Source organism: Mesorhizobium sp., from assembly GCF_965229135.1.
GTDB lineage: Bacteria > Pseudomonadota > Alphaproteobacteria > Rhizobiales > Rhizobiaceae > Mesorhizobium.
Genome location: NZ_OZ245860.1, coordinates 312040 through 337090 on the forward strand (window position 1 = coordinate 312040; position 25051 = coordinate 337090).

The window sequence follows — 25051 nt, forward strand, 5'->3', positions numbered from 1 at the left end:
TTCTCGTCCTTGGCGCTGCCGCTCACAATCCATCCCGTCCGCGAAAACGCCGCTGGTAGTGGGCGTCGTACAATGAACTCTCGCCAAAGCCTTCCGCCGCCAGCGAACGGCCGACGAAGATGAGCGCCGTGCGCTCCATCGGGTCCTCGGCCAGCCGCGCCTCGATGGTCGCCAACGTGCCGGTCAGAACACGTTCGTCCGGCCAGGAGGCGCGGAAGACCACCGCGACCGGACAGTCGCCGCCATAGTGGGGCGTCAGCTCGGCCACGACACGGTCAATGGCATGAATGGCAAGATGGATGGCCAGCGTGGCGCCAGTGCGGCCAAAACCGGCCAGTGTTTCGCCGGGCGGCATTTTCGAGGCGCGGCCGGAAATGCGGGTCAGCACCAGGCTTTGCGCGACCTCGGGAATGGTCAGTTCGCGGCGAAGCGCGGCCGCGGCGGCGGCGAAGGAGGGGACGCCCGGTGTCAGCGTGTAGGGGATGGCGTGTTTTTCGAGCCGGCGAATCTGTTCGGCAACCGCGCTCCACACCGACAGGTCGCCGGAATGAAGGCGCGAGACATCGTGACCGGCCGTGTGCGCTTCGAGATACGTGGCTTCGATCTCGTCGAGCGACATTGGCGCCGTGTCGATCAATTTCGTTCCCGGCGCGCAATGCCGCAGCAATTCGGGTGCGACGATGGAGCCTGCATAGAGGCAGACCGGGCAGTTTGCCAGCAGCCTGGCGCCGCGCAAGGTGATGAGGTCGGCGGCGCCGGGGCCAGCGCCGATGAAGTGGACGGTCATGCCTGATCTCCACTGATGGCAAGCGCGCAGGTGACGGAGCCGACAACGGTGCGTGGGCCCAGCAGCTTCGCGCCTTTTCCAGCGGCGGCTAGGGCCGCCGCTTCCGAGACCGACGGCGTTCCGGCAAGTGACTGCGACAGAACGGATTTGCTGAGCGTGTCAGGCGAGGCGGCCCGCAGCGTGGCGTCATCGACGATGATGACCGGGACGCTCAGCGCGCGCCCGGCGGCGGGTATGGCTTCCTCATCCTGCTTCAAGGTGGCGGTGGCCAGGGCTGACAGCGCCGACATTGCCAGCCCGTGCGCCTCGATAGCGGTTTCGATCGCGGCAAGCACGTCCTCGACGCCGACGCCCTTGCGGCTGCCTATGCCCGCGACGATCATGGCTTTACCCAAATCCATTGTGTGACAGGCATGGCCGGCCTCCATGCCTGCATCGAGCCGACCCGTGAAGCGCGTGATATTGCGATACGGGTGAGATCGCCGCCAAGCGCCGCGTGGCGGGCGAGCAGCAACACTTCCATCTCCAGCGTCACGGCATTGGCGACGAGGCGGCCGCCCGCGGGCAGGGCATCAACGGCAATGTCGAGCACGCCGGCATCGCTGCCACCGCCACCGATGAAGATCGCGTCCGGCTTTTCAATACCGGCAAGCGCTTGCGGCGCCGTCCCTTCGACAATGGCCAGGCCGGGTACGCCGCAATGCGCGGCGTTGCGGCGGATGCGGGCGGCGCGGGTCGGATCGGCTTCGATGGCAATGGTGCGCATGGATGGGTGGGCGAGCATCCACTCGATGCCAATCGATCCCGATCCCGCGCCGATGTCCCACAGCAATTCGCCGCGCCGGGGCGCCAGCGCCGACAGCGTGATGGCGCGCACTTCGCGCTTGGTGATCTGGCCGTCATGCTCGAACAGATGATCGGCAAGGCCGACAGTCAGCGGCAAGATGCGGGCCTGCGTATTTGAATCAAGCTCGATCGCCAGCACATTGAGGGGATTGATGTTTTCGAGCTCGAAGGTGTCCGCCCGCGCAGAGCGTTGGCTCTCGTTCGGACCGCCCAAGGCCTCCAGGACCGTCAGCCGCGAGCCGCCGAAATCGAGCTCGGTGAGCAGCCGCGCAATGGCTGAAGGAGCATCCCCATCCGAGGTCAGAGCCAAGATGCGCGCGTTCGGCTGCAGAAGGGGCCGGATCAGGTCGAGCGGCCGACCATGCAGCGAAACGGTTTCGATGTCCTGCAAGGCCCAGCCGAGCCGCGCGGCGGCCAGCGAAACGGCCGACGGTGCGGGAATGACACGCATGTTGCGCGCCTTGACCTTGCGGGCAAGGGTGGCGCCGACGCCGTGGAAGAACGGATCGCCGGAAGCGAGCACGCAGACGCGCCTGCCGGCAAGCGCCAGCACGTCGCGCATCTCGGCGTCGAAGGGGACAGGCCATGGGCGGGCCTCGCCCTTGGCGAAGGAGGCAACCAGAGCAAGATGGCGCTTGCCGCCGAAGATGACTTCAGCTCCGGCGATCAGCCGCTTGGCCTCTTCACCGAGACCCGCTAAACCGTCCTCGCCGATGCCGACGACCGTAAGCCAGGCGGCCATCGATTGACCTTCAGCAGGCATGATGACCCACAGCATTCTGATTCTCGGCGGAACCACCGAAGCCCGGCAACTGGCTGGAAGCCTGGCCGCGCGTGCCGATTTTTCCATCACATTGTCGCTGGCCGGCCGCACCGAAAGCCCGGTCGCGCAGGGCGTGCCTGTGCGAAGCGGAGGATTTGGCGGCGCGGATGGATTGGCTGCCTATCTGCGGAAAACGAGCACCGGGCTTTTGATCGACGCCACCCACCCCTATGCGGCGCGAATCTCCGCCAATGCGGCGTCCGCTGCCCATGCGACCGGCGTGCCGATCATCGCCTTGCGCCGTCCCGGCTGGGAGCGGCTCGATGGCGACCGCTGGGTCGAGGTCGACAATGTAGCCGATGCGGCAGGGGCTCTGGGGCGTGGGCCACGGCGTGTCTTTCTGGCGCTCGGACGGCAGGAGGTCGCCGCTTTCGAGGCCGCTCCGCAGCACCATTATCTTATTCGAAGCGTCGACCCGGTCGAACCGGGACTTGCCGTACCCGACGCCGACTATCTTCTGGCGCGCGGGCCGTTTCGGGAAGCCAACGAACGCGCGCTGCTCGAAGACCATCGCATCGATGTCGTCGTGTCGAAGAACAGCGGCGGCGAGGCCACCTACGGCAAGATCGCCGCCGCGCGGGCGCTTGGAATTGAGGTTATCATGGTCCGCAGGCCGGCTCTGCCGGACGTTCCCTCGGCTGAAACCGTCGAGGCTCTGGCCAAGATCGTCGATCATCTCGTCCGTCCCGTGGACGAACGCGGCGTGTAGACCAGCGCCGGCTTGTCGCCCCGCCGGATGATCCTGGTTTCCGGCGAGCCGATGATGATGCAGGTCGACATGTCGGCCTTGGCGGCATCCGCGTCGGCGAGCAGGCAGACTTCGATGCGTTCGTCCGGCCGGCCGGCGGCACGGCCGAAGATGACCGGCGTGGTTCCCGGCAGGATCGCGGTGAGACACTCGAATGCCCGGCCAAGCTGCCAGGGGCGCGCCTTGCTGATCGGATTGTAGAGCGCGATGACGAAGCCGGCGCCGGCGGCGGCGAGCAGGCGCAGTTCAATCAGGTCCCAGGGCTTCAGATTGTCCGACAGCGAGATGGCGCAGAAATCATGGCCGAGCGGCGCGCCGATCCGGGCGGCGACGGCGAGCATGGCGGTGATGCCCGGCACCATGGCGACGTCGACGGCACGCCATTCGGCCGGGCCGGCCTCGATCGCCTCGCAGACGGCGGCGGCCATGGCGAAGACGCCTGGATCGCCACCGGAGACGACGGCGACGTCGTGGCCCTCGGCCGCCTTGGTCAGCGCGTCCTTCGACCGGGCGAGTTCCTCGCGGTTGTCGGAAGCAACGCGGGTCTGGTCAGCGCGCAACTCAAGCCGGTCGAGATAGGGCTTGTAGCCGTAGAAGAACTTCGCTTCCGCCACGGCGCGGCTTGCTTCGGGTGTGACCTGGTCGCTGTTGCCGGGTCCAAGGCCGATGACGGTGAGGCGCCCGCTCATACGCCTGCCTCCAGGGATGCGTCGGGCCGGCCGGACCAGCCGGCGACCAGCACGATGGCGAAATAGGGGGCCTTGTCGTCCTGCTTGTCGGCAAGCTTCATGGAAACGCTGCCAGGCATGGTGCCGCGCTCGACGTATACGGCGCGCGTCAGCTTGCCTGTGGCCTCGAGCGCGCGCCTGATCTTCGGCAGGTTGCGGCCGACCTTCATGATGACGGCGGCATCGGTGTCGGCGAGACGGCGCGTCAGCTCGAATTCGCTCATCGTGCCCGGCAGTACGGTCAGCACATCGTCACCCTGGACGATCGGCAGGCCGTTGGTCGACCAGCAGCCGGACATGGCGGTGATGCCGGGAATGACTTCGGTCGGGAAGCGATGCGCGAGGCGCACATGCAGATGCATGTAGGAGCCGTAGAAAAGCGGGTCGCCTTCGGACAGGACAGCCACAATGCGGCCTGCCTGAAGATGTTCGGCGACCTTCTCGGCCGATTCTTCATAGAACCCGGTGATCTGCGACCGATAATCGGCGTGATCCTTGGCGATCTCGGTGGTCACGGGATAGAGCAGCGGCAGTTCAACCATATCCGGCCGGAAGCGCGCTTCGACGATGGCGCGCGCATTGCTGTTGTTGCCGCGCTTGGCGAAGTAAGCCACGACATCGGCCTCGGCCAGGGCACGCGCCGCCTTCAGCGTCAACAATTCTGGATCGCCGGGACCGGTGCCGACGCCGACGAGACGGCCTTTTGCAACCACGCTCACAGGCCGGGCCTCGCCAGGGAATTGAGCACGGCGGCTGTCATGGCGCTGCCGCCCAGCCTGCCGCGTACGATCGCGTAGGGCACGCCATAGGAATTCTCGGCCAGCGCATCCTTCGATTCGGCAGCACCGACGAAGCCCACGGGCATGCCGATGATGGCCGCCGGCTTTGGCGCGCCGTCGCGCAATTTCTCCAGCAGATAGAAGAGTGCCGTCGGCGCGTTGCCGATGGCGACGACCGAACCGGCCATGCGCTCGCCCCAGAGGTCGATGGCAGCAGCCGAGCGAGTGTTGCCGATTGCCTTGGCGATTTCGTGTGTGCGTGGATCGCGCAAGGTACAGATCACCTCGTTGCCGGCTGGCAGGCGGGCGCGTGTGACGCCGTGGGAGACCATCTCCGCGTCGCAGAAGATCGGGGCGCCGGCGCTCAGCGCCGAGCGTGCGACCGCAACGAAATCCTTCGAGAAGACAAAATGGCTGGCGGCTTCGACCTGTCCGCAGGCGTGGATCATGCGGATCGCGACATCGGCCTCGGCGTCGGAAAAGCGCGTGAGATCAGCCTCGGCGCGAATGATGGCGAAGGAGCGCTCGTAGATCGCCGTTCCGTCGTGGATGTATTCGTAGGCGGCCATGCTTATTCCTGTTGGTAAGCCTCGGCGACGCCAGCCGCGCCAAGCCGTTTCAGGCAGGCTGCGGCGGTTTCGCCGGGAAGTCGTGCGCTGCGGATCGCTGCCGCGACGCGGCCGATGCCGCGCGCGGCGTCATAGCGCGGCCTGTAGCCGGCAGGAAGGGCCTTTGCCGTCGCGTTCACGACAAGTCCGGCTCCGTTTTCGCCGCCGACCAAAGTGAGTGCGGCCGCGCCAGGGTGAGCGCAGCCCTTGGCGCAGCCGGAAATGTGCAGTGTGAAGTCTAGAATATCAGCGTTTTCAGCGGCGACCTTCTCGGCGATGTCGCGCGTCGCGATCTGGCCGGAGGCGCATGCCGGCGTGCCGGGACAGGCAGCGATGCGCGTGCGCGGGTCGGCGGGGGAGGTGATGAATCCGAGCGTGGCGGCTGCTTGCGGGAGTGATGGACACGCGTCAGCCGGCTGACCGAGGAAAAGCAGTGAGCGGCCCGGCGCAAGACGGATTTCGGTTGTGCCAAGGGCGAGGGCACGTTGCACGAGATCGATGATCTTGCCCGCCGGCATGCTGCCGTAAGGCAGGCCTATGCCTGGGGCGACCTTGCTCGCTGCCAAGTTAAAAAGACCAATGGATTGGCATTCCTTCGCGCCCCCCTCTGCCCTGCCGGACATCTCCCCCACGACAGAGGGGGGCGCGAAGGAATGCCAATTTGCGAGAGATGCCAACTGCCTCTCCGACAAATCCCTTGCATGAGCCTCGCGGCCTTTTTCGGCGATCATCCTGAGAGCAGCGACAGTGATATCGCGCGCGGCATCTTCATCGGCACTCGCCAGTCGCGCCGCGCTTTGGCCGTCCCGGGCGACAGATACAGTCCACAGGACGCCAGCGCCGCCGCGCACCGCCTTCAGCCTTACATCAGCCGTCACCGCATCCAGCGTCAGTTGTCCGCCGCCGTCGACAACGACCGAAACCTTCGGCCCGAGCCGTTGGGGAAGCCCAGCCTCTTCGACCGCCGCCCTGATCCGTTCCGCCAGCGGGCGCGGATCGGCGATTTCCATGGGGTCGACGCCGGCCAGCGGCCCGGTCTCGACCGGCATGCCGGTGCGTACCGCGATGCCCAGCGCATCCACCTCCGCCGCCAGCAACACCGCGCTTGCAGGCATCAGTCCGCGTATCTGCAGGCTGCCGCGCGCGGTCACTTCCATGATCCCGTTGCCATGGCGCAGAGCGGATTCGGCGAGTCCGATCAACAGCTTCGGCGACAATCCTCCAGCGACGGGATTGAGCCTAACCAGAAGGCCATCGCCGGTTTGCATTGGAGCGGACAGGGCCGGGCAGGCGCCGCGGCGTGAAAAGGCGTTCATGCCGCGACCCCGTGCGCCTGTGCCTCGGTAATCAAAGCGGCGAGATCGTCGTCGATGGAATTGCGCAGGGGATGCCAGAGGCCGCGCCGGCGCGCGGACAGGAAACGCTCGGCTATGACTTTGGCGGCGGCAGGGTTTTCGCGCAGGATGAAGGCGCGAACGAGGGGGTCGCCGACATAGGCGTCGTGCACGGCTTCGATCAGCGCGCCGGATATTGCGTGGGTGGTCTCGGCGAAACCGACGAGACGGTCGACCGTCTCGGCGAATTCGGAGGCGCCGCGCGGGCCGTGGCGCATCTGGCCGGCGATGAAGCGCGGATTGACCGCGCGGGCGCGCACCACGCGCGACACCGCCTCGCTCACGGAACGCGGCTTAGGCTTTTGCGGGTCCGTCGTGTCGAGCACGATGACGTCGGCGTTCTTGCCCAATGCGGCAAGTGCTGCCGAAAATCCGCCGATGAAGGCGACATCCGCGGAGCCTTCGAGGATATCGCGGCCCGGATCGTCGCCGGTATGCACGAGAAGATCGGCTTCGGCGATGCGCGTTTCAAACGCGCCCGGCGAGGAGATGCCTTCGCCATTGGCGCCGCCATAGGCATGCGAGGTGGCGGCGAGATAGGCGCGGCCGATTTCCTCGCGCGCGGCCCAGTCGCCGCTGGACAGAAGATCCTCGACGCCTGCGCCGTATGTGCCGGGCGAGGTGCCGAATATGCGCGGGCTGATCTTGCCGTCCGCACGGCTTCTTGCCGCGAGCGGGTTTTCCGAATCCTCCTCGTCGCGCGCGGCAACGGCATTGGCTGCGGCATCGATCAACGCGATCTGGGTCGGGAACATGTCGCGGAACAGGCCGGAAATGCGCCAGGTGACGTCGACGCGCGGACGGCCGAGCGTGGCCGGCGGCAGCACCTCGATGCCGGTAACGCGGCCAGTCGCGGAATCCCATTGCGGCCGGCAGCCCATCAACGCCAGGCCTTGCGCGATCTCCTCGCCGCCGGTGCGCAGCGAGGCCGAGCCCCAAAGGTCTATGACCAGCGAGCGCGGCCAGTCGCCATGCGATTGCAGGTAGCCGCGCACGACTTCCTCCGCAGCCGCCTTGCCCAGATCATAGGCGGTCGGCGTCGGCATGGCGCGCGGGTCCGACGTGAACAGGTTGCGGCCGGTTGGCAAAACATCGGAGCGCCCGCGCGCGGGCGCCCCTGCCGGGCCTGCCTTGACGTGGCGGCCGTCGAGCGCGGCGAGCAGCGCCGCCTTTTCGGCTTCGGCGCTTTGGCGCCGCATCGCGTCGGGCTCGTCGTCGGGCGCGCGGCCATAGATATGCAGCCCGTCCTTGATGGCGAAATCCTTGAGGTCGCAGAGCCACGCGTCGATTCGGCGCAAGGCCTCGTCGGGCGCGTCGGTCCTGGCGACGCCGGCTTCGGAGGCGAGGCCGGTCTTTTGTGCTGTGTCGACGATCAGTTTTGCCAGGCGGTCACGGCGGCGGCGGTCGAGCCCGTCGGCTTGGGCATATTCGTCGACCAGCCGCTCAAGCTTGTGCTGGTTCTCGTCGAGCCCGGCGCCGGCCAGCGGCGGCGGCAGGTGGCCGAGCGTGACGGCGGCAATACGCCGCTTGGCTTGCGCGGCCTCGCCAGGGTTGGAGACGATGAAAGGATAGATGACGGGCAGGGGACCGGTGACGATCTCGGGGAAGCAGTTTCCAGAGAGCGCGACGGTCTTGCCGGGCAGCCACTCCAGCGTGCCATGGGCGCCGACATGGATAAGGGCATGGATGCCGAGGGACTTGCGCAACCAGAGGCCGAAAGCGAGGAGGGCATGGCGCGGGGGGAGCGTCGGGTCGTGGTAGTCGGCGCGGCGGTCGGCGGAACGGCCACGATCGGGGGCCAGCGCGACGGTGATGTTGCCGAAGGTCGCGGCGCGGAAGGGGAAGCTTTTTTCGCTTGTTGGCCGAGAGGGGGGCGCCTCGCGCAGACCAGTTTCATCCTCCGCCTTCCCCCATGCCGCCTCTACTGCAGCGATTGCGGCAGTCGGCAGTTCTGTCGAGGATGAGCGATAGTCTTCAAGCGTCATCCCGTGGCTGGAGGTTTCCAGTATCCGCAGCAACTCGCGCGGCGATTGCGGAATCCCGTCAACCATATAGCCCTGTTGCTTGAGGTCGTGCAGCATGCCGAGCACGCTCGACGGCACATCGAGGCCGACGGCATAGCCTGTGCGGCCAGGCGCACTTGGGTAATCGGGGATCAGGACAGCCAGCTTTCGCTCGGCCCGAGGCGTCTCCTGCAAGCGAATGAATGCTTCAATGCGGTCCGCCACCTGCATCACGCGATCCGGTTCCGGCCGGTTGGCGAAGGCGCGATGACCAAGTGCGGGATCGACATCGCTTTCGCCCTTGAAGGAAATCGCGCCGGCAAGGATGCGGCCATCGAGCTCCGGCAGCACGACATGCATGGCGAGATCTGCGGGCGCGAGGCCACGCTGGTTTGTTTCCCACACGTCGCGGCGGGTCGTGGCAACGATGACCTGGAAGACCGGTACGCCGGCCCGGTCGAACAGGGTTTCGACGCCGGGTTCGGCGCCGGAGGCAAAAGCGGTGGCGGTGATGACGGCGGAAGGTTTAAGCGCAGTGAGCGATGTCTCGACGAAGGCGAGTGACGTTGGGTCTTTCAGGCTCGAAACGAAGATCGGCACGGGAGCCAAGCCGCGCTGCCTTAGCGTCTCAAAAAGCGCATCGATGGGCGCGACATCGGCGGCCAGCAGCATCGAGCGATAGAACAGGATGGGCACGACCGGCGCGGCGTCTCCCTCCACCTCGAGGGGAGTGTGGCCCGCAGGGCTGGGTGGGGTCGGTACGACAGGGCGCGACGTTTCTTTGGGTCGGCGCACTGCCGCAGCGACCCCACCCCCGGCCTGCGGCCGGACCCTCCCCTCGAGGGGGAGGGGGACGACGCCGCGTGTGGGTTCGTAGTAGCCGGCTTTGGGGACTGCAACCGGCTCAACCACCGCCACATCGGACCCGGCCAGCCGCGTCAGTCGGCTCACCAGCGCGCTCATATTCGACGGGCCGCCCTCGCGAAAATAGTCGAGCAGGCCGTCGAGTTCCTCGCGCGGCAGCGTCGAAGCCTCGATCAGCCTGAGATCCTCGTCGCGGCATTCACCGGGCAGCAGCGCCAGCTTTATGCCGCGTTCGCGGGCGATCGACGCCAACTGGTCGCAGCCGTAGCGCCACCAGTCGTAACCGCCGAGGATGCGCACGAGGATAACCTTGGCGTGGCGGGCCACACTGTCGACCCAGAGATCGACGGACATGGGATGGCGCAGGTCGCGCAGGGCTGCCAGCCGCATCGAGCGCAGGCGGGCGGCATCGGCCTTCCATGCCGCCGCCAGTCCGGCGAGGTCGCTGTCGGTGAAGGACAGCGCCACGATATCCGCCGGCGTCTGCCGCAGATCGATGGGCTCGGCGAGGTCGTCGAGCGAGGCGGATGTCGTGGTGAGGATATGCATCGCGGCTCGTGTCTGAAATCAGCCGGCGAGTATACGCTCGATCGCCGGACGGTTCAGCCCCTTCAGGCCGATGACGACAAGACGCGAACGGCGGTCGTCTTCTGGCGTCCAGGCGCGGTCGTAGTAATGATTGACGCGCGGGCCGACGGCCTGCAGCAGGAGCCGCATCGGCTTGCCGCCGACCTCGACGAAGCCCTTCACGCGCAGCACGTTCTCTTCTTCGGCAACGGTGGCGACGCGCTTTGCCAACTCGTCCGGATTGGCGATCGAGGGAATGTCGACGATGAAGGTGTCGAAGTCGTCATGCTCGTGGTCGAATGCGCCGTCATGATGGGATTTGCGGTTCTCGATGTCGTCCTCGACGGCGAGACCGAGCCCGAGCAATACGGAGGGATCGACCTTGCCGTGCGACGTCGGCACGATCCTCACGGCGCGGGCGGAGTGTTCATTGATGACGGCGTTGGCGCGGGCCGAACCGGCGGCGTCCATCAGGTCGCTCTTCGACAGGATGATCAGGTCGGCGCAGGCGATCTGGTCTTCGAACACCTCCTCAACCGGATCATCGTGATCGAGTGTCTCGTCCTCAGCGCGCTGTGCCTGCAGGGCGTCCATGTCGTTGGCGACGCGGCCTTCCGCCAGCGCCGGGCCGTCCACCACGGCGATGACGCCATCGACCGTTACGCGGCTCTTAACCGTCGGCCACTGGAAAGCCTGGACCAGCGGCTTGGGCAAAGCGAGGCCGGACGTCTCGATCAGAATGTGGTCGACCTTCGGCGTCAGCGACAGGATCTGGTCCAGCGCCGGTACGAAATCGTCTGCCACGGTGCAGCAGATGCAGCCATTGGCCAGTTCGACGATGTTTTCCTCGGGGCAGGTGTCGATGCCGCAGCCCTTGAGGATTTCACCGTCGATGCCGATGTCGCCAAACTCATTCACAATGATCGCAATACGTTTGCCACCGGCGTTTTCCAGGAGATGGCGGACCAGCGTCGTCTTGCCGGCGCCGAGGAAGCCGGTGATGACGGTGCAGGGAACACGAGAGACGGAAGCAGTCATGGTCAGTCCTTCAACATGTCGAGTGGAGGGATGCGGGCAACGAGGCCGCGCTTCAGGCTATCGGGACGGCCGCGCCACGGAATGAGGCCATCGGTCGAGGTGGCGAAGAGTTTTGCTCCGGTGACGAGGTCGTCGCCGCTGGTCGCTGTCAGGTCGCCGAAAACGTAGCTCCAGCAGCCGTCGCGAAGGATCGCGGCGCTGAGCCGGCGCTTGCAATTGCCGAGGCATTCCACTGCGCGGACACGGATATGATCGCTGGATGCGGCGCGGCGCGCATCGTCGGCCAGCAATTCGCCGGCGCGCGGATGGGCGTCGGAGCCGTTTTCGTCGCGGCACGAGGCGCAGATGATGATGGTGACCTGTTCGAGGGCATCATCATGGCCGGACGAAAAATCCGTTCTTCCAGCCGAAAGACTGCTGTCGTGATCCAAATCTCGCTCCTTGCCCGGAAACCCGCCAGGCGATCGGATTCTATCGTTCCAGACGGCAGGTCTCCTGGCTCGCGGGTCATCGCCTTGGGCAGCCGCCTTCCCGGGAACATCCCAGTGGTTTTCGGCCTTGGCTCTTCGCTTACAGTTGCGGGGACAGCCGCGGATTTGGGATTTCATCCCGCACCGCATTCCCTCTTGGCTCCTCCCTTTGAAGAGAGAAGACCGTCTGGAGTGGATTTAGGCTTTTGCAGGCAGCGGTGTCAACGCGCGGCTACGACATGGCGATGTCGGCCAGCGCCGGTCCCAGATCGCCAGCCGGCGTCACTTCAATGTGCTCAAGGCCAAGCCAGCCCTGCATCTGCTTCAATTCGTCGAAGAGTTGCGCCGATGTCTCGGTGGGCGCACCGGGCTCGGCGTAAGCGGCATGGACGCGCAGAACCCTCGCCGGGCGGTCGGCCTTGAGGTCGACTCGCGCCACGATCTTGTCGCCGAGCAGGAACGGCAAGACGTAGTAGCCGTACTGCCGCTTGTCAGCCGGCGTATAGATCTCGATGCGGTAGCGGAAATCGAAGAGCCGCTCCGTGCGCGACCGTTCGAAGACCACGGGATCGAACGGCGCCAGCAGGGCGCGCGCCTCGATCCGGCGCGGTAGACGCGCGTCCCTGTGAAGGTAAGCCGGCTTGTCCCAACTTTCGACGCGCACGGGCAACAGTTCGCCGAGTTCGACCAGTTCCTCCAGCCGGCCCTTCATGTCGGCGGGAGACAGGCGGAAATAGTCGCGCAGGTCGCCGGCCGTCGCGATGCCGTGGGCGCGGGCCGAAATGCTCAGCAATTCGCGATGCGCGTCCTGGGCGGCCGGTACGGGCAAATCGAGGATCGCCCGCGGCAGCACGCGTTCGGGCAGATCGTAGAATCGCTCGAAGCCGCGACGGTGCGCCGTTGTGATACGCCCGGCCCAGAACAGCCATTCGAAGGCATGCTTCGCATGGCTCCAGCCCCACCAGCCGCCCGACCCCTTCTGGCCTTCGAGCGCGGAAGCGGCGATCGGACCGCGATCGACAACCGCGCGATAGATCTCTTCTATATACGCACCGTGCTCGCGGCCCCATTTGGCCAGCCCGGTATACATCTCGCCACCGCGCTCGGCCCGCTCCATCCGCCAGCGCATCAGCGGGTAGGTTTCGACGGGCAGGAAGGATGCTTCGTGCGCCCAGTATTCGAAGATCGTGCGCTTGCGCGTCGCCGCGGCATTGTCGAGCAGCGCTAGCGGGTAGGGGCCAAGGCGCGAATAGAGCGGCATATAATGAGCGCGCACAACCGCGCTCACGGAATCGATCTGCAGCAGCCCGGTGCGGGCCAGCACGCGACCGAGATGGCGTCGGCCGGGTGTGGAGGCCGGTCTGGCGTCCATGAAACCCTGGGCGGCAAGAGCAATGCGCCGGGCCATCGGAAGCGAGATCTTTTCCTTCATGCTGTTGCGTCTCTGACATTTTCGGGCGTGGGAAGATCGTGATTCCGCGTGATGCTAGCAGGGTTTTGGCGGTATATATGTCAGGAGAGAAAAGTGGAGTAAAAAATGAAGGAAATCAAACAGGAGCGTATCGGACCAGTTTCCCCGGATATGCCGTCCAGGCCTGCGTTTTGAACAAGGTTTGACTTGCTTCGCCGAAAGCGCTGCGCTAACCCTCGCCGCATTGCAGCATAGGCCCCTAAAACGGTTCAGCGGTTAATCTGTCACGCTTCCGCATTAGGGTCCGGTGCTGTATTCAAACTGGATTGGCGCCAACGGAAAGCCGAGCATGAACGCACTTCTAGGTTCATACCTGCCCATCGTCCTGTTCATAGGCGTGGCACTTGTGGTCGGCCTGGCGCTGCTGGCGGCGCCGTTCCTGGTGGCCTATCGCAATCCCGATCCGGAAAAGCTTTCCGCCTACGAGTGCGGTTTCAACTCGTTCGACGACGCCCGCATGAAATTCGACATCCGCTTCTACCTGGTTTCGATCCTGTTCATCATCTTCGATCTGGAAGTGGCCTTCCTCTTCCCATGGGCGGTGTCCTTCTCGAAGATCGGCATGCTCGGCTTCTGGTCGATGATGGTTTTCCTGGCGGTGCTGACCATCGGCTTTGCCTATGAATGGAAAAAAGGAGCGCTGGAATGGGATTGAGCGACAGTTCCGGCACGCTCGTCGCGCCGAAGCCCAAGGGTCTGATCGATCCCAACACCGGCAGGCCGGTGGGGGAGGACGATCCCTTCTTCCTTGAAATCAACAACGAGCTTGCCGACAAGGGTTTTCTCGTCACCTCGACCGAGGCGTTGATTACCTGGGCGCGCAGCGGCTCGCTGATGTTCATGACCTTCGGCCTCGCCTGTTGCGCGGTGGAGATGATCCATACCTCGATGCCGCGCTACGACTCGGAGCGCTTCGGCGTCGCGCCGCGCGCTTCTCCGCGCCAGTCCGACATCATGATCGTGGCGGGCACGCTGACCAACAAGATGGCGCCCGCGCTGCGCAAGGTCTATGACCAGATGCCGGAGCCGCGCTACGTCATATCGATGGGCTCCTGCGCCAATGGCGGCGGCTACTATCATTATTCCTATTCGGTGGTGCGCGGTTGCGATCGCGTCGTGCCCGTCGACATCTATGTGCCCGGCTGTCCGCCGAGCGCCGAAGCGCTGCTCTACGGCATTCTTCTGTTGCAGAAGAAGATCCGCCGCACCGGCACGATCGAACGGTAAATTCATGGCCGCATCACTGAGCGAACTGTCGACTTATCTCGGCGAAAAACTGAGCGGGCGCGTCTCGGACGCGGTTCTTGCTTATGGCGAGCTGACCCTTCATGTCGAGCCGAATGATATCATCGAAGTCGTGACCTTCCTGCGTGACGATGCACGCTGCCAGTTCATCTCGATCATCGATGTCTGTGGCGCCGACTATCCGTCGCGCGCCAAGCGCTTCGATGTCGTCTACCACCTCCTGTCGCCGAAGCAGAACGTGCGCGTCCGCGTCAAGGTGCAGGCCGACGAAGAGACGATGGTGCCGTCGATCACCGGCGTCTATCCCGGTGCCGACTGGTTCGAGCGCGAGACCTACGATCTCTATGGCGTGCTGTTCTCCGGCCATCCGGATTTGCGCCGGCTGCTGACCGATTATGGTTTCGAAGGCCATCCGCTGCGCAAGGACTTCCCGCTGACCGGCTTTGTCGAGGTGCGTTACGACGATGAGGCCAAGCGCGTCATTTACGAGCCGGTGGAGCTCAAGCAGGAATTCCGCAATTTCGATTTTCTCTCGCCATGGGAAGGGACGGATTACGTCCTGCCGGGCGACGAAAAAGCCAAGACGAATTGAGGCGCCACAATGGCTGAGACCTCCGTCCGCAATTTCAACATCAATTTCGGCCCGCAGCACCCTGCGGCGCACGGCGTTCTGCGCCTTGTGCTGGAACTGGACGGCGAGGTGGTCGATCGCGTCGACCCGCATATCGGACTGCTGCATCGCGGCACCGAAAAGCTGATCGAGGCCAAGACCTACCTGCAGGCGGTGCCGTATCTCGACCGGCTCGACTATTGCGCGCCGATGAACCAGGAGCATGCATTCGCACTCGCGGTCGAGCGGCTGCTCGGCATCGAAGTGCCGAAGCGTGGCCAGCTCATCCGCGTGCTCTATTCAGAGATGGGGCGCATCATGTCGCACATCCTGAATGTGACGACGCAGGCGATGGACGTCGGTGCTCTGACGCCGCCGTTGTGGGGCTTCGTCGAACGCGAAAAGCTGATGGTGTTCTACGAGCGGGCCTCCGGCTCGCGCATGCATGCCGCCTATTTCCGGCCGGGTGGCGTTCACCAGGATTTGCCGCAAAAGCTGGTCGAGGACATCGGCAAGTGGATCGATCCGTTCCTGAAATCCATCGACGACCTTGACGCGCTGCTGACCGGCAACCGCATCTTCAAGCAGCGCAATGTCGATATCGGCATTGTGTCGTTGGCGGACGCCTGGGCCTGGGGCTTTTCGGGCGTCATGGTGCGCGGCTCGGGTGCCGCCTGGGACCTGCGCAAGGCGCAGCCTTACGAATGCTATGCCGAGATGGATTTCGACATTCCGGTCGGCAAGAACGGCGACTGTTTCGATCGCTACCTGCTGCGTATGGAAGAGATGCGCCAGTCGGCCAGGATCATGCGCCAGTGCGTCGATCTGCTGCTCGGCAAGGAACTGACTGGTCCGGTGTCGAACCTCGACGGCAAGATCGTGCCGCCGAAGCGGCAGGCGATGAAGCGTTCGATGGAAGCGCTGATCCATCACTTCAAGCTCTACACCGAGGGCTACCGCGTACCGGCAGGCGAGGTCTACGCTGCCGTCGAGGCGCCGAAGGGCGAGTTCGGCGTCTATCTGGTGTCCGACGGCTCCAACAAGCCCTATCGCTGCAAGCTGCGCGCACCGGGTTTCGCGCATCTCCAGGCCATGGACTTCCTGTGCCGTGGCCACATGCTGGCCGACGTCACCGCCGTCCTCGGCTCCCTCGACATCGTGTTTGGTGAGGTCGATCGGTGATGATGGGTATAGGTCGGCCATCAAAGACGTTTTTGGCGGCGGCATGTCTTGCCGCTTCTGCTGAAGTGACATCTGCGACGGCTGGCGGCGGGCTTTCGTCCAGCGACCTTCTTCAAGAAGGGTTCAAGCTCATCGCCGAAGGCGATCTGTTGACGGTGCGCGAAATTGGTGGCTATCGGCTACTAGATGCTGGGATATTTGTAGACGGTCCACCGAGCGAATCTTGCCAGCGAAATGATACCTTCGTTGCTGAAGTGCCTAGCCAGCCGAGGCCTCGTTGCGGAAGTATCTGGTGGAATGACCGTTATGATGAGTTTGTCCGCCTGAAGCGTGGGAATGAAGAGTTCGTATGCGTGTTGGGGCAATCCGAAGATTGTTACCGCGCCTATAGATCAGCTCAGTAAGAAACATAAAAAGCGAAACTCCATGTCAGTCCGCCGTCTCGCAGAAGCAAGCGTCCAGCCAGCATCCTTCGCCTTCAACCGGGCGAATGCCGCAGCGGCGAAGCAATGGATCAAGAAGTACCCGAAGGGCCGCGAACAGTCCGCGATCATCCCGTTGCTGATGATTGCGCAGGAGCAGGAAGGCTGGGTGACGAAGGCGGCGATCGAGACGATTTCCGACATGCTTGGCATGCCCCGCATCCGTGGGCTGGAAGTCGCGACTTTCTACACGCAGTACCAGCTGAACCCGGTCGGCACACGCGCTCATATCCAGGTCTGCGGCACCACGCCCTGCATGCTGCGCGGCTCGGAAGCGCTGATGGATGTGTGCCGTTCGAAGATCCATCACGACCAGTTCCACACCAACGACAAGGGCACCTTGTCGTGGGAAGAGGTCGAATGCCTTGGCGCCTGCGTCAACGCGCCGATGGTCATGGTTTTCAAGGACACTTTCGAGGATCTGACGCCGGAACGGCTTGCCGAGATCATCGATCTTTACGATGCGGGCAAGGGCGCCTCGGTAATGCCGGGACCTCAGAACGGCCGCACCGGCTCGGAGCCAGCCTCCGGCCTGACCTCGCTGACCAACGAAAAGGCGATCCTCAAGTCGACGCGGGACAAGGAAGCAAAGGCCGCGGCCAAGGCCGCCAAGGAAGCGGCTCCCGCCGCCGCGCCGGCGGCATCCGCCGGGCCCGTTGCGCCGTCCAATGCCAGCAAGCCGAAGACCGATGCGCCGGAAACCAGCCCGGCGTTGAAGACGCCTTCGGCGGCAACGGTCGCCCCGGCGGCGGAAAAGGCCGCGAGCGTTTCGGCGCCGCCGCATTCGGCAGCCAATGCAAATACGGCCGCGCCGGAAGTGGAACAGGTTTCCAAGCAGCGCAATGGACCCAAGGCCAAAGCCGAGCCGGCATCCGCCTTCAAGGCGCCGGAAACCAAGGCGCCGTCCGTCGACGCAAAGCCGACAAAACCATCGCTCGAGGACAAGAACCGTCCGGCTGGCATCGACCGGCCGGCGTTGGTCGACGATCTCAAGCTGATCTCGGGCGTCGGCCCTAAGATCGAGGGCATCCTGCACTCGCTGGGCATCTTCACCTTCACGCAGGTGGCGTCGTGGAAGAAGGCCGAGCGCGAGTGGGTGGATGCCTATCTGAGCTTCCATGGCCGCATCGACCGCGACGACTGGGTCAAGCAGGCCAAGGCGCTCGCCAAGGGTGGTGTCGCCGAATACATCCGCGTCTTCGGCAAGAAGCCGGTCTGAGGGACGAACAATGCTTCAGGACAAAGACCGTATCTTCAACAACATCTACGGCCTCTTCGACAAGTCGCTGGCCGGCGCGATGTCGCGCGGCGCCTGGGACGGCACGCCGGGCATCGTGGCCAAGGGGCGCGACTGGATCGTCAACGAGATGAAGGCGTCGGGCCTGCGTGGCCGTGGCGGCGCCGGCTTCCCGACGGGCCTGAAATGGTCGTTCATGCCCAAGCAGAGCGACGGCCGGCCAAGCTATCTCGTCGTCAACGCAGACGAATCCGAGCCCGGCACCTGCAAGGACCGCGACATCCTGCGCAACGATCCGCACACGCTGGTCGAAGGCTGCCTGATCGCCGGCTTCGCCATGGGTGCGGTCGCCGCCTACATCTATGTGCGCGGCGAGTTCATTCGCGAGCGCGAGGCCCTGCAGCGCGCCATCGACGAGGCCTATGAGGCCAAGCTGATCGGCAAGGGCAACACGTCGGGCTACGATTTCGACGTCTACATGCATCACGGTGCCGGCGCCTATATCTGCGGCGAGGAAACGGCGCTGCTCGAAAGCCTGGAGGGCAAGAAGGGCCAGCCGCGCCTGAAGCCGCCATTCCCTGCCAATGTCGGCCTTTATGGCTGCCCGACTACGGTCAACAATGTCGAGTCGATTGCCGTGGCGCCGACCATCCTGCGCCGTGGCGCGGCCTGGTTCTCGTCCTTCGGCCGGCCCAACAATGTCGGCACCAAGCTGTTCTGCATCTCCGGCCACGTCAACAATCCGTGCACCGTCGAAGAGGCGATGTCGATCCCGTTCCGGGAGCTGATCGAGACGCATTGCGGCGGCATTCGCGGCGGCTGGGACAACCTCTTGGCGGTCATTCCCGGCGGCGCTTCGGTGCCGCTGGTGCCGGCCGAGCAGATCATCGATGCGCCGATGGATTTCGACGCGTTGCGCGACCTGAAGTCGGGCCTGGGCACCGCGGCTGTCATCGTCATGGACAAGTCGACCGACATCGTGAAGGCGATCGCGCGGCTTTCCTACTTCTACAAGCATGAGAGCTGCGGCCAGTGCACGCCGTGCCGCGAAGGCACCGGCTGGATGTGGCGGGTGATGGAGCGGCTGGTGCGCGGCGAGGCGCAGAAGCGCGAGATCGACATGCTGCTCGACGTCACCAAGCAGGTCGAGGGCCACACGATCTGTGCGCTGGGCGACGCGGCTGCCTGGCCGATCCAGGGCCTGATGCGGCATTTCCGTGGCGAAGTGGAGCGGCGCATCGACGAATTTTCGCGCAATGCGCACCGGGCCGAACCGGTGATGGTGGCGGCGGAATAGAAGTATCTGAAAGCGCGGGCGAGAGCCCGAAGTGACAATAACGGGGCGGGGCGAAACGAAGAACGACCAGGAGATATCTATGGCACCGTATTCGACACCCTACTCATTGATGCCCAATTTGGACCAGCTCGAGAAGATGAACCAGGACCTGACCAGGATGATGCCGAGGGAGATGGCCAGCGCCGTCAACCTGTTCGCGCACCCTGTCGCGGGTGCGGCTGCCATGTCGGCGCTGAGCATCGGGCTTGCCAACCATGCGTTTGGCGTATGGCTGGGCGCGCTTTCGGGCGCAGCGGAGGCTTCGCAAAGGCTGCTGCAGCCGATCGTCGATGATTTCGAGGCAAGGACCGAGCGCTTTTCGGAAGCCGGCACCAGCTCTTCCACCAAGGCGCGCGCGGCGACCATCACCCTGATCGCAGAGGCACAATCTTTTGCGCGGGATGTGACCGACATCGCTGCACCAGTCGTGGAAGAAACAGCTAAGGCGACCCCGGCTGCGGCAGGCGACGCGCCGGCCGGTTTGCTGCCCGAAGATTTCCGGCAGCCCAAGTCGATCGACCGTCCAGCGCTGCCCCAGGACCTGAAGAAGATTTCGGGCATCGGGCCGAAGCTGGAAAAGGTGCTGAACGGGTTGGGAATCTGGACGTTTGGCCAGATCGCGGCGTGGACGCCGGAAGAGATCGCCTGGGTCGACGACTATCTGTCGCTCAAGGGCCGCATCGGCCGCGACGACTGGACCCGGCAGGCGGCGGCCCTCGTGCTGGCTGCCAAGGCCAAGAGGTAGGGGCCAGGGATGGAGCTTCACGACAGACGCGATGTTCTCGACGTGCGCAGTGCGATCGTCAGCAATTCGACCTTTGACGACGTGAACATGTCGAACACGCGGTTTCACAATGTGAACCTGTCGGTGTCCACCATCCTGCGCGCCAATTTGAGCAACGCCAAGGTGGAAGACGCGAACCTCTCGAACGCGCATTTCACCAATGTGAACATGAGCAACGTGAAGATAGAAAACGCTGAGGTCGCCGGGATGATGATCAACGGCATCAGCCTCGGCGATCTGTTAAAAGCATATGAGACGGCGAAAACCGCCGGGGGCAATTGATGGCAAAGCTCAAGGTCGACGGGAAAGAAATCACTGTACCCGACCACTACACGCTGCTGCAGGCGGCTGAAGACGCGGGCGCGGAAGTGCCGCGCTTTTGCTTCCATGAACGGCTGTCGATCGCCGGCAATTGCCGCATGTGCCTGATCGAGGTGAAGGGCGGGCCGCCCAAGCCGCAGGCATCCTGCGCCATGGGCGTGCGCGACCTGCGCCCAGGCCCCAATGGCGAGCCGCCGGAAATCTTCACCAACACGCCTATGGTCAAGAAGGCCCGCGAAGGCGTGATGGAATTCCTGCTGATCAACCATCCGCTGGATTGCCCGATCTGCGACCAGGGCGGCGAATGCGACCTGCAGGACCAGGCGATGGCGTTCGGCGTCGATTCCTCGCGCTATCACGAGAACAAGCGCGCGGTTGAAGACAAGTATATCGGCCCGCTGGTGAAGACGGTGATGAACCGCTGCATCCACTGCACGCGCTGCGTCCGCTTCACCACCGAGGTCGCCGGCATTTCCGAACTCGGCCTGATCGGCCGCGGCGAGGACGCCGAGATCACCACCTATCTCGAAAGCGCGATGACCTCCGAACTGCAGGGCAACGTCATCGATCTCTGCCCGGTCGGCGCGCTGACCTCCAAGCCCTTCGCCTTCCAGGCGCGGCCCTGGGAACTGACCAAGACCGAATCCATCGACGTGATGGACGCGGTCGGCTCGGCGATCCGCGTCGACAGCCGTGGCCGCGAAGTCATGCGCATCCTGCCGCGCGTCAACGAGCAGGTGAACGAGGAGTGGATCTCCGACAAGACCCGCTTCATCTGGGACGGATTGCGCACGCAGCGCCTCGACCGCCCCTATGTGCGCAGGGACGGCAAGCTGGCCCAGGCAAGCTGGGCCGATGCATTCGCCGCCATCAAGGACGCGGTGTCGAAGACCACGCCTGACAAGATCGGCGCCATTGCCGGCGATCTCGCTGCTGTCGAGGAAATCTACGCGCTGAAGCTGCTGATGGCCGCGCTCGGTTCGAAGAACACCGATTGCCGCCAGGATGGCGCCGCGCTCGATCCGTCGCTCGGCCGGGCCAGCTACATCTTTAATCCGACCATCGAAGGTATCGAGCAGGCCGACGCGGTTCTTATCATCGGCGCCAACCCGCGCTTCGAAGCCTCGGTGCTCAATGCCCGCATTCGCAAGCGCTGGCGGATCGGCAATCTGCCGGTCGGCGTCATCGGCGAAATCGGCGACACGCGCTACGACTATGAGCAACTGGGTGCCGGACCTGATTCGCTCAAGGATCTGGCCGATGGCAACGGCAAGTTCTTCCAGGTTCTGAAGAACGCGACGCATCCGCTGATCATCGTCGGCCAGGGCGCGCTGGCGCGTGCCGATGGCGCGGCCGTGCTCGGCCAGGCGGCGAAGCTCGCGGCGGCCGTCAACGCAGCGCGGGCCGACTGGAACGGCTTTGCCGTGCTGCACAGTGCGGCGGGTCGCGTCGGCGGCCTCGATGTCGGCTTCGTGCCGGGCGAGGGCGGCAAGAATGTAGCGGGCATGCTGGGCGAGACGGAAGTCCTGTTCCTGCTCGGCGCCGACGAGATCGACATGGCCAACACCGGCGGCGCGTTCGTCGTCTATATCGGCACGCATGGCGACGCGGGCGCGCATCGCGCCAATGTCATCCTGCCGGCGGCAGCCTACACCGAAAAGTCGGGCACCTATGTCAACACGGAAGGCCGTGTGCAGCAGACAAACCGCGCCGGCTTCGCGCCGGGCGACGCACGCGAGGACTGGGCGATTCTCAGGGCGCTGTCGGATGTGCTGGGCAAGAAGCTGCCCTTCGATTCGCTGCCGCAGCTGCGCGCGAAGCTCTATGGCGAATACCCGCATCTTGCCCGCATCGATCAGGTGGCGGCCGGCAATGCCGATGATATCGCCAACGTGGCGAAGCTCGGCGGGCCGTTGAACAAGGGTACGTTCACCTCGGCGGTGAAAGACTTCTACCTGACCAACCCGATAGCGCGTGCGTCCGCCGTCATGGCGGAATGCTCGGCGCTGGCCAAGAGCGGCTTCAAGCAGGCGGCGGAATAAGCATGGAAACCTTCTTCTCCTTCTACGTGCTGCCGGCGCTGATCATTCTCCTGAAGTCGGTCGTGCTGATCGTCGTGCTGCTGATCTTCGTGGCCTACATCCTCTATGCCGACCGCAAGATCTGGGCGGCGGTGCAGCTGCGGCGCGGCCCGAACGTCGTCGGCCCATGGGGCACGCTGCAGGCCTTCGCGGATCTGTTGAAGTTCGTGTTCAAGGAGCCGGTGATCCCGTCCGGCGCCAACAAGGGCGTCTTCCTGCTGGCGCCACTGGTGTCCGCGGTGCTGGCGATTTCGGCCTGGGCGGTCATTCCGGTCAACGAGGGCTGGGCGATCGCCAACGTCAATGTCGGCATCCTCTATGTGTTCGCCATCTCCTCGCTCGAGGTCTATGGCGTGATCATGGGCGGCTGGGCATCCAATTCGAAATATCCGTTCCTTGGCGCGCTTCGTTCGGCGGCGCAGATGGTTTCCTACGAAGTCTCGATCGGCTTCGTGATCGTCACGGTTCTGCTCACCGCGGGCTCGCTCAACCTGACCGATATCGTGCTGTCGCAGCATGATGGCATTGGCACCCGGCTTGGCCTGCCCAACACGTTCCTCGACTGGAACTGGCTGTGCCTGTTCCCGATGTTCATCATCTTCTTCATCTCGGCGCTGGCCGAGACGAACCGCCCGCCCTTCGACCTTGTCGAGGCCGAATCGGAACTCGTCGCCGGCCACATGGTCGAATATTCGTCGACGCCGTTCCTGCTTTTCTTCCTCGGCGAATATGTCGCGATCGTGCTGATGTGCGCGCTGGCGACCATCCTGTTCCTTGGCGGGTGGCTGCCTCCGTTCGACTTCGCGCCCTTCACCTGGGTGCCAGGCGTCATCTGGTTCGTGCTGAAGGTCTGCTTCGTGTTCTTCGGCATCTCGATGGTGAAGGCGTTCGTGCCGCGCTATCGCTACGACCAGCTGATGCGTCTCGGCTGGAAGGTGTTCCTGCCGATCTCGCTGTTCATGGTGGTCGCCACCGCCGCCTTCCTCAAGATCACGGGGTTTGCGTGATGTCCGCTCTTTCACAGGCCGCAAAATCACTGCTGCTGCAGGATTTCGTCAGCGCCTTCTTCCTATCGATGCGCCAGTTCTTCGCTCCGAAGGAGACGATCAACTACCCGCACGAGAAGGGGCCGACCAGCCCGCGCTTCCGTGGCGAACACGCGCTGCGCCGCTATCCCAATGGCGAGGAGCGTTGCATCGCCTGCAAGCTGTGCGAGGCGATCTGCCCGGCACAGGCCATCACCATCGAGGCCGGCCCACGCCGCAATGACGGCACGCGCCGCACCGTGCGCTACGACATCGACATGGTGAAGTGCATCTATTGCGGCTTTTGCCAGGAAGCCTGCCCGGTCGACGCCATCGTCGAGGGACCGAATTTCGAATTCGCGACGGAGACGCGCGAGGAACTCTACTACGACAAGGACAGGCTGCTGGCGAACGGCGACCGGTGGGAGCGCGAACTGGCGCGCAACATCTCGCTGGACTCGCCGTATCGCTGATATTGGACGGGGCGAGGGGCCTCGCCTGAGGGGATGATCCCGGCGTTTCGGGCAAGATCATCCTTGCGAACTAAAAAGTTGCCCATGTTTCTTTCGGGCGGGCCTTTCAACCCGGTCGGAACATGGGCTAGGACAACGCGGCTTCGGCACCGGAGGCGGAACGAAGCCATAGATACGGACTGGCGTGAGCCAGTCCGGACAGGAACCCGGGGGAACCCATGCTGAGTGGACTAGAGGCGGCCTTTTTCTACCTCTTCGCCTTTGTCGCGGTGGCGTCGGCGTTCATGGTCATTTCATCGCGCAACCCCGTGCATTCGGTGCTGTTCCTGATCCTGACCTTCTTCAACGCCGCCGGCCTTTTCATGCTGACCGGAGCCGAATTCCTGGCGATGATCCTGCTCGTCGTCTATGTCGGCGCGGTCATGGTGCTTTTCCTGTTCGTCGTCATGATGCTCGACGTCGATTTCGCTGAACTCAAGAGCGGCGCCCTGCAATACGCGCCGATCGGCGCGCTGGTCGGGCTGATACTGGCGGCGGAGCTGATCGTCGTGCTCGGCGGCTATACATTCGCACCAAAGCTGGCCTCGACCGTGTCCAAGCCGATCCCGGATCTCGCGACGCGTACGAACACCGGCGCGCTCGGCGATATCCTCTACACGGACTACCTCTATTACTTCCAGGTTTCGGGACTCATCCTGCTGGTGGCCATGATCGGCGCCATCGTGCTGACGCTGCGCCACAAGCAGGGCGTCAAGCGGCAGTCGATCGCCGCCCAGGTCGGCCGCACGCCGGCCACCGGAATGGAAATCCGCAAGGTCAAGACAGGCGAGGGACTCTGAGATGGTCGTCGGCATCGCGCACTACCTGACCGTATCGGCGATCCTGTTCACGCTGGGCGTGTTCGGCATCTTCCTGAACCGCAAGAACATCATCGTCATCCTGATGTCGATCGAACTGATCCTGCTGGCGGTCAACATCAATTTCGTGGCCTTCTCGGCGGTGCTCGGCGATCTGGTCGGCCAGGTGTTCGCGCTGTTCGTGCTGACGGTCGCGGCGGCTGAAGCCGCTATCGGACTTGCCATTCTCGTCGTCTTCTTCCGCAACCGCGGCTCTATCGCGGTCGAAGACGTGAACATGATGAAGGGTTGA

Annotated in this window: 26 protein-coding genes and 1 riboswitch; of the genes, 15 read left to right on the top strand and 11 right to left on the bottom strand. The window is 64.3% G+C overall.

Going from position 1 to position 25051, the window contains the following annotated elements; all coding sequences use genetic code 11:
• Positions 1-22 precede the first annotated feature (22 nt).
• From cobM to cbiE, 3 genes are read right to left on the bottom strand one after another with little or no spacing between them, the layout of a single operon-like run.
• Complete coding sequence (gene cobM, locus ACO07C_RS01440; RefSeq protein WP_421912457.1) at positions 23-787, bottom strand: precorrin-4 C(11)-methyltransferase; 765 nt, start codon at positions 785-787, stop codon at positions 23-25.
• Positions 784-1170 carry a cobalamin biosynthesis protein gene (locus tag ACO07C_RS01445; protein WP_421912458.1) on the bottom strand — a complete coding sequence of 129 codons (387 nt, stop codon included), beginning with the start codon at positions 1168-1170 and terminating at the stop codon, positions 784-786. Before ACO07C_RS01445 ends, cobM begins: the two co-directional genes overlap by 4 nt.
• Positions 1167-2396: a precorrin-6y C5,15-methyltransferase (decarboxylating) subunit CbiE gene (gene cbiE / locus ACO07C_RS01450; protein ID WP_421917418.1), complete on the bottom strand. Its 1230-nt coding sequence runs from the start codon at positions 2394-2396 to the stop codon at positions 1167-1169. Before cbiE ends, ACO07C_RS01445 begins: the two co-directional genes overlap by 4 nt.
• 1 nt (position 2397) lies before the next feature.
• Here cbiE and ACO07C_RS01455 point away from each other — a divergent pair, with 1 nt between their 5' ends.
• Positions 2398-3165, top strand: coding sequence for a cobalt-precorrin-6A reductase (locus tag ACO07C_RS01455; RefSeq protein WP_421912459.1), 768 nt, complete (start codon positions 2398-2400; stop codon positions 3163-3165).
• On the opposite strand, the gene ACO07C_RS01460 is transcribed toward ACO07C_RS01455, so the two are convergent.
• From ACO07C_RS01460 to ACO07C_RS01495, 8 genes are all read right to left on the bottom strand, one after another.
• Positions 3129-3893, bottom strand: coding sequence for a precorrin-3B C(17)-methyltransferase (locus ACO07C_RS01460; protein ID WP_421912460.1), 765 nt, complete (start codon positions 3891-3893; stop codon positions 3129-3131). The two genes, ACO07C_RS01455 and ACO07C_RS01460, sit on opposite strands and share 37 nt — an antisense overlap.
• Positions 3890-4651 (bottom strand): precorrin-2 C(20)-methyltransferase, encoded by a 762-nt coding sequence (locus ACO07C_RS01465; protein WP_421912461.1) that lies wholly within the window; start codon positions 4649-4651, stop codon positions 3890-3892. The genes ACO07C_RS01460 and ACO07C_RS01465 overlap by 4 nt, the downstream gene beginning before the upstream one ends.
• Positions 4648-5280 (bottom strand): precorrin-8X methylmutase, encoded by a 633-nt coding sequence (locus ACO07C_RS01470; RefSeq protein WP_421912462.1) that lies wholly within the window; start codon positions 5278-5280, stop codon positions 4648-4650. The genes ACO07C_RS01465 and ACO07C_RS01470 overlap by 4 nt, the downstream gene beginning before the upstream one ends.
• A 2-nt stretch (positions 5281-5282) precedes the next feature.
• A complete protein-coding gene (gene cobG / locus ACO07C_RS01475; protein WP_421912463.1) occupies positions 5283-6635 on the bottom strand; it encodes a precorrin-3B synthase in 1353 nt (450 codons plus the stop codon).
• Positions 6632-10129: a cobaltochelatase subunit CobN gene (gene cobN, locus ACO07C_RS01480; protein WP_421912464.1), complete on the bottom strand. Its 3498-nt coding sequence runs from the start codon at positions 10127-10129 to the stop codon at positions 6632-6634. The genes cobG and cobN overlap by 4 nt, the downstream gene beginning before the upstream one ends.
• Before the next feature lie 18 nt (positions 10130-10147).
• Positions 10148-11185 (bottom strand): cobalamin biosynthesis protein CobW, encoded by a 1038-nt coding sequence (gene cobW / locus ACO07C_RS01485; RefSeq protein ID WP_421912465.1) that lies wholly within the window; start codon positions 11183-11185, stop codon positions 10148-10150.
• 2 nt (positions 11186-11187) lie between these two features.
• Positions 11188-11616, bottom strand: a complete 429-nt coding sequence (locus ACO07C_RS01490) for a DUF1636 family protein (RefSeq protein ID WP_421912466.1) — start codon at positions 11614-11616, stop codon at positions 11188-11190.
• Between the two features lie 37 nt (positions 11617-11653).
• A riboswitch (cobalamin riboswitch) is annotated at positions 11654-11858 on the bottom strand.
• A 29-nt stretch (positions 11859-11887) separates the two neighbouring features.
• Positions 11888-13087, bottom strand: a complete 1200-nt coding sequence (locus tag ACO07C_RS01495; RefSeq protein ID WP_421912467.1) for a winged helix-turn-helix domain-containing protein — start codon at positions 13085-13087, stop codon at positions 11888-11890.
• Positions 13088-13415: 328 nt separating this feature from the next.
• Between ACO07C_RS01495 and ACO07C_RS01500 the strand changes: the two genes are divergently transcribed.
• The 14 genes from ACO07C_RS01500 to nuoK all read left to right on the top strand — a co-directional run bounded on the left by ACO07C_RS01500 (position 13416) and on the right by nuoK (position 25051).
• Positions 13416-13781 carry an NADH-quinone oxidoreductase subunit A gene (locus tag ACO07C_RS01500; RefSeq protein WP_095087214.1) on the top strand — a complete coding sequence of 122 codons (366 nt, stop codon included), beginning with the start codon at positions 13416-13418 and terminating at the stop codon, positions 13779-13781.
• Positions 13772-14353, top strand: coding sequence for a NuoB/complex I 20 kDa subunit family protein (locus tag ACO07C_RS01505; RefSeq protein ID WP_354458269.1), 582 nt, complete (start codon positions 13772-13774; stop codon positions 14351-14353). The genes ACO07C_RS01500 and ACO07C_RS01505 overlap by 10 nt, the downstream gene beginning before the upstream one ends.
• 4 nt (positions 14354-14357) lie before the next feature.
• On the top strand, positions 14358-14963 hold the full coding sequence (locus ACO07C_RS01510; protein WP_421912468.1) for an NADH-quinone oxidoreductase subunit C: 606 nt from the start codon (positions 14358-14360) through the stop codon (positions 14961-14963).
• Between the two features lie 9 nt (positions 14964-14972).
• Positions 14973-16163: an NADH-quinone oxidoreductase subunit D gene (locus ACO07C_RS01515; RefSeq protein ID WP_421912469.1), complete on the top strand. Its 1191-nt coding sequence runs from the start codon at positions 14973-14975 to the stop codon at positions 16161-16163.
• Positions 16163-16567, top strand: a complete 405-nt coding sequence (locus ACO07C_RS01520; protein WP_421912470.1) for a hypothetical protein — start codon at positions 16163-16165, stop codon at positions 16565-16567. Before ACO07C_RS01515 ends, ACO07C_RS01520 begins: the two co-directional genes overlap by 1 nt.
• A gap of 22 nt (positions 16568-16589) precedes the next feature.
• Complete coding sequence (locus ACO07C_RS01525; protein ID WP_421912471.1) at positions 16590-17864, top strand: NADH-quinone oxidoreductase subunit E; 1275 nt, start codon at positions 16590-16592, stop codon at positions 17862-17864.
• A 10-nt stretch (positions 17865-17874) separates the two neighbouring features.
• Positions 17875-19179, top strand: a complete 1305-nt coding sequence (nuoF, locus tag ACO07C_RS01530) for an NADH-quinone oxidoreductase subunit NuoF (protein ID WP_421912472.1) — start codon at positions 17875-17877, stop codon at positions 19177-19179.
• A gap of 79 nt (positions 19180-19258) precedes the next feature.
• Positions 19259-19963, top strand: a complete 705-nt coding sequence (locus ACO07C_RS01535) for an NADH-ubiquinone dehydrogenase (RefSeq protein ID WP_421912473.1) — start codon at positions 19259-19261, stop codon at positions 19961-19963.
• A gap of 9 nt (positions 19964-19972) precedes the next feature.
• Positions 19973-20284, top strand: coding sequence for a pentapeptide repeat-containing protein (locus ACO07C_RS01540; RefSeq protein WP_421912474.1), 312 nt, complete (start codon positions 19973-19975; stop codon positions 20282-20284).
• On the top strand, positions 20284-22365 hold the full coding sequence (nuoG, locus tag ACO07C_RS01545) for an NADH-quinone oxidoreductase subunit NuoG (protein ID WP_421912475.1): 2082 nt from the start codon (positions 20284-20286) through the stop codon (positions 22363-22365). Before ACO07C_RS01540 ends, nuoG begins: the two co-directional genes overlap by 1 nt.
• Before the next feature lie 2 nt (positions 22366-22367).
• Positions 22368-23411: an NADH-quinone oxidoreductase subunit NuoH gene (gene nuoH, locus ACO07C_RS01550; protein ID WP_421912476.1), complete on the top strand. Its 1044-nt coding sequence runs from the start codon at positions 22368-22370 to the stop codon at positions 23409-23411.
• Entirely contained in the window at positions 23411-23902 is a 492-nt protein-coding gene (nuoI, locus tag ACO07C_RS01555; protein WP_013531098.1) for an NADH-quinone oxidoreductase subunit NuoI, read from the top strand. The genes nuoH and nuoI overlap by 1 nt, the downstream gene beginning before the upstream one ends.
• 218 nt (positions 23903-24120) lie before the next feature.
• Positions 24121-24741 carry an NADH-quinone oxidoreductase subunit J gene (locus ACO07C_RS01560; RefSeq protein WP_421912477.1) on the top strand — a complete coding sequence of 207 codons (621 nt, stop codon included), beginning with the start codon at positions 24121-24123 and terminating at the stop codon, positions 24739-24741.
• A 1-nt stretch (position 24742) separates the two neighbouring features.
• Positions 24743-25051 (top strand): NADH-quinone oxidoreductase subunit NuoK, encoded by a 309-nt coding sequence (gene nuoK, locus ACO07C_RS01565; RefSeq protein ID WP_227346766.1) that lies wholly within the window; start codon positions 24743-24745, stop codon positions 25049-25051.